Annotated in this window: 7 protein-coding genes; 5 read left to right on the top strand and 2 right to left on the bottom strand. The window is 69.9% G+C overall.

The window, feature by feature from the left end; genetic code table 11:
* A partial coding sequence (locus MKK69_RS30115) for a MucR family transcriptional regulator (protein ID WP_243973843.1) occupies positions 1–190 on the top strand: 190 nt, incomplete at its 5' end.
* A gap of 251 nt (positions 191–441) precedes the next feature.
* Complete coding sequence (locus MKK69_RS30110) at positions 442–597, top strand: hypothetical protein (RefSeq protein ID WP_243973842.1); 156 nt, start codon at positions 442–444, stop codon at positions 595–597.
* A 545-nt stretch (positions 598–1,142) separates the two neighbouring features.
* Here MKK69_RS30110 and MKK69_RS30105 read toward each other — a convergent pair.
* Positions 1,143–1,373, bottom strand: a complete 231-nt coding sequence (locus tag MKK69_RS30105) for a hypothetical protein (RefSeq protein WP_243973841.1) — start codon at positions 1,371–1,373, stop codon at positions 1,143–1,145.
* A 139-nt stretch (positions 1,374–1,512) separates the two neighbouring features.
* On the opposite strand from MKK69_RS30105, the gene MKK69_RS30100 reads away from it, so the two are divergent.
* Positions 1,513–1,737 (top strand): hypothetical protein, encoded by a 225-nt coding sequence (locus tag MKK69_RS30100; protein ID WP_243973840.1) that lies wholly within the window; start codon positions 1,513–1,515, stop codon positions 1,735–1,737.
* A gap of 124 nt (positions 1,738–1,861) precedes the next feature.
* Positions 1,862–2,083, top strand: coding sequence for a hypothetical protein (locus tag MKK69_RS30095; RefSeq protein WP_243973839.1), 222 nt, complete (start codon positions 1,862–1,864; stop codon positions 2,081–2,083).
* Between the two features lie 131 nt (positions 2,084–2,214).
* Here the strand turns inward: MKK69_RS30095 and MKK69_RS30090 are convergent, their stop codons facing one another.
* Positions 2,215–2,391, bottom strand: a complete 177-nt coding sequence (locus MKK69_RS30090) for a hypothetical protein (protein WP_243973838.1) — start codon at positions 2,389–2,391, stop codon at positions 2,215–2,217.
* A gap of 350 nt (positions 2,392–2,741) precedes the next feature.
* On the opposite strand from MKK69_RS30090, the gene MKK69_RS30085 reads away from it, so the two are divergent.
* Positions 2,742–3,605, top strand: an 864-nt coding sequence (locus MKK69_RS30085; RefSeq protein WP_243973837.1) for a CHASE3 domain-containing protein, incomplete at its 3' end; no start/stop codon positions are given.

The raw sequence follows: 3,605 nt of genomic DNA, 5'->3' as shown, positions 1-3,605 counted from the left end.
GACGCTCAAGCGCCACCTGACCAGCCACGGGCTCGACCCGCGCGGCTACCGCGACCGCTACGGCCTGCCGGCCGATTACCCCATGGTCGCCCCGAGCTACGCCGAGCAGCGCTCCGCCCTGGCCAAGGCGATCGGCCTCGGCGTCCCCGGCGGGCGTGTGGATCGGCCCAGGACCGGCACAAGGGGCTGAATGCGGGTCCGGCACGGCGCGGGCGACGATGTCGGTCGGCGGGGCGATGCCGGAACTGCGCGCCCCGCGCCCCATGGGCCGGCCGAGCGCCGGGATATCGGTCCGGCTCGGCCATTAAGGGTCCGGATCCGGCTCGGGCGGGCGGTCACGTCGGCCCGGCCTGCCTGGATTGGCGCTCCGCGCCGAGACAGTGCATAAGGCGCCATCCCTCCGCGCAATCCCGTGCACTGGGCCACGATGCGGAGGCCGAGATGGCACGCGAACTCACGACCGGCAGAGCGCAAGCGGTCACACCCGAGGACTTCAACGAGCGCGTGAAGCGCCTGCTCGCTGACAAGCCGGATCCGCGCAAGGCGGAGCCGAGGGCCAAGGGCTTCAAGAACAGCAAGCCGCCCAAGAGCGACTGAGCCCCTGGGGGGCGTCGACCTCCCCCGCGTCGAGATCGACGACCGTGGATCGCCAGGACCCGCTTCCACGGCAGCGCAGCGGAACTGTATCGGGTCCTTACGGGTCCGGAGCCGGATTTCACCGCTGCTGCGCCCTGGTGCGGAGCGGTGCCGCAGAGGCTCGTCCCTCGCCTTCCAGACGGCTGTGGCGTGCGTCCAGGGCTGACGGGCCGGCGACGGCGCTTCCGCGCGAGGCAATCCGCCGACGACCGGTGATGCGATGCGCTTCGCAGGACCGAGCGGCGCGATCCAGGACGTACAGGCTCGCATGGCCGAGCGGGTCGAGGCCCCGCAAGGGCTTCCCGGATCGCCCGACGGAGCGAGCCAGAGGCTCGTGGAGCAGGCCCGGCATGAGGCCTGCGGGGCGGTCCAAGCCCTGCAACCGGTCGTCTTCGAGACGGACGCGCCCCCGCTGCCGTCGATCGCATCGGGCTCGGCGTCCAGGGGAAACGGATCTGAACCCCCCTCCTCCGGCCGAGGCGCCGGGGGCGGCGTATCGCGCGTGATCAGGTCTCGCCGCCGTTCTCCGTGTCGGCGTCGCTGACCGGCGGCATCGCCTGCTGGGCAAGCTGATCGCCGATCAGCTTCAGGAGAATGCGAGCGGCCAATTGCATCTCGCGCGTTCCAGATTCCTGCACGGTCTCATAGGCGGCGATGCAGGCCCGCACCATCGCCTCATGCCTTTCGGTCGCTGTCATCTGGTCCGTCGGTCTTGGTTTTTTCAGCGCACCTATCATGGGTTGTATATTGGGGACAGCCGTCAATCGCAGAAGTCATCTGCCCCGCCTGCGTTTATGCATGCAAGGGTTGTGCTATCTCTATTGTGCGCAATCGAAAGCGAGCGTTACCATCGGGTCCTCCAGGATGAGGTGCGCCTTGCATACGAAGAGTCCTTCGCAGCTGCACGAGATTGCCCAGGCTTTGAATCTCCCTGTCGAGGCGTTCTTCGCCACCGCGCGGAGTGCCTTTGACCCGGCCGGGGGCGCCGAGCTGATACGGTGCTGGCAACAGATTTCCGACGCCGATGATCGGGAGCAGTTGCTGCGACTGGCACGGGAGCTCGCCGGCCGGTCGGAGAATTTCCGGCGCATAGCCGAGTAGTGCCTGCCGCCTCGGACCGAAGGCCCGCCCTCGGCCGCCATCGCGTGCGGCGGTGAGCGCGACCAATGGGCTGCGTCGGCAGCCTCCGTCATCGAGCCGCGTTGAGTGGGTCACGGAGGACGACATGCTCAAGATCTTCACGGCGGGCGCCATGGTCCTGCTTCTCAGCCTGCCGGTGGCCGCACAGGGTAGCCGTGCGGGGAACGTGACGGCGACCGGGCAGACCAGACCGCCGAGCCGAGACGCGAGCCCCACCGCGCGCGACAACCCGAACCGTCGCACCAAGAACGATGAGCAGCAGGACAAGCTCAGCCGCGGCATCTGCATCGGGTGCAATGCGAAGTAGATCGCCGACTATGCCGGACCGTGATGAGCCCGACCCCGGAGTCGGGATCGGCGGGACTCTGCGGGGCAGAAAAAAGCCCGCCACGGCGTACCGGGCGGGCTGAACAGGCTCCGGTCTCGCTGTGGACCCGGTTACTTCCCGCTGGGCGCCGCCCCGCTGCCGGTCGCGCCGTTGCCCGTGCTGCTGTCACCCGCCGGTGCGCCTGACGTCGTCGTGTTGCTGGTGCCCGACTGGGCGACCGCCATCCCGGCGCTGGCGGCGACCAGCGTGAGGGCGAGAAGGGCGGACTGAATGCTTCGGCTGGTCATGGCACTCTCACATCACGGAAGACCGGTATACACCGGTATACCTCGGCCAACGTGGGCTCCGGGTCGTCGTTCCTGGCGTTGCCCTGGGTGATTGCGTCACCCCCCTGCGCCCGTTCCGTCGGTCGCCGGGACGTCCACGCGATCTGGCCGCTGAGCGGGACCTCGAGAGGTCCGAAGCGTCCCGTCATCGCCATCGCAGCGTGTGGGCTTCGGCGGCATCCACGACGTCGATCGGGGTCGCTCAGGGAGCGGGTTCCTCTGGGGGGCGGTCGCTGGTATCGGCATCACCGCGGTCACGAGTCGCTTTGCCGCGCAAGTCCGCGTGCGGGACCGGGCCGGGATAGCTGACCATGCCGAACACGTTTGGCCTGAACCGCACGCTGGGCAGCGCCATCGGCGTCATCGCGCTGGTGACGGTTCTGAGCAGTGGCGCGGTCCTGCTCACGGACAACCAGCTGCAGGAGGCGACCGATGCGCGCGACCGGTCCAGCCAGCTGATCCGGGCCCTCGACGGCTTCCGCGCGGCCATGCTCGACCAGGAGACCGGGCTGCGCGGCTACCTGCTCACCGGACGCGACGGCAGCCTCGAGCCGTATCGCGCCGGTCGCCCGGCTCTGGACGAGGCGATCAGCCGTCTCAGAGCCATGATCGGCGCGGATGCGGAGCGCACGCGCCTCCTGGCCGACGCCGCGGCGGCCGCGCGCAGTTGGCAGACCGATATCGGCGAGGCCGCCGTCCGGAGGGCGGCCGATCCGGCGACCCGCGCGGACGCGGTCCGGATCGAGGCGGACGGCAAAGGCAAGCAGTTGTTCGATACCTTCCGCGAGAAGCTCGCGGCCATCGAGAGCCTCGAGGAGACGGGCCGCACGGTCCAGGCCGGACGGGTCGCCCAGGCCCAGCGCGACGTGCGTGTCGCGCTGTGGGGCGGGACCCTGCTCACGCTCCTGATCTGCGCCGGCATCGGGATCGCCATCAATCGCCTGATCGTCGGACCCCTTCTGCGGGTGATGGCCTTCGTCGCGCGCGTCGGCGGGGGCGACCTGTCGGGGCGGATCGAGGCGGGTGTCGGCGGAGAGGTCGGTCGTCTAGCGGGGACGCTGAACGCGATGGTTTCGGGGCTTTCGGAGCTTGCGCGGACCAACCGGGCGGCGACGGCCGACCTGAACGCGGCGGCGGCGGAGATCCGGGCGTCGGCGCAGGAGCAGGCGGCCTCG

Source organism: Methylobacterium sp. J-026 (assembly GCF_022829585.1).
GTDB lineage: Bacteria > Pseudomonadota > Alphaproteobacteria > Rhizobiales > Beijerinckiaceae > Methylobacterium.
This window is presented reverse-complemented; position numbering and strand designations above follow the sequence as displayed.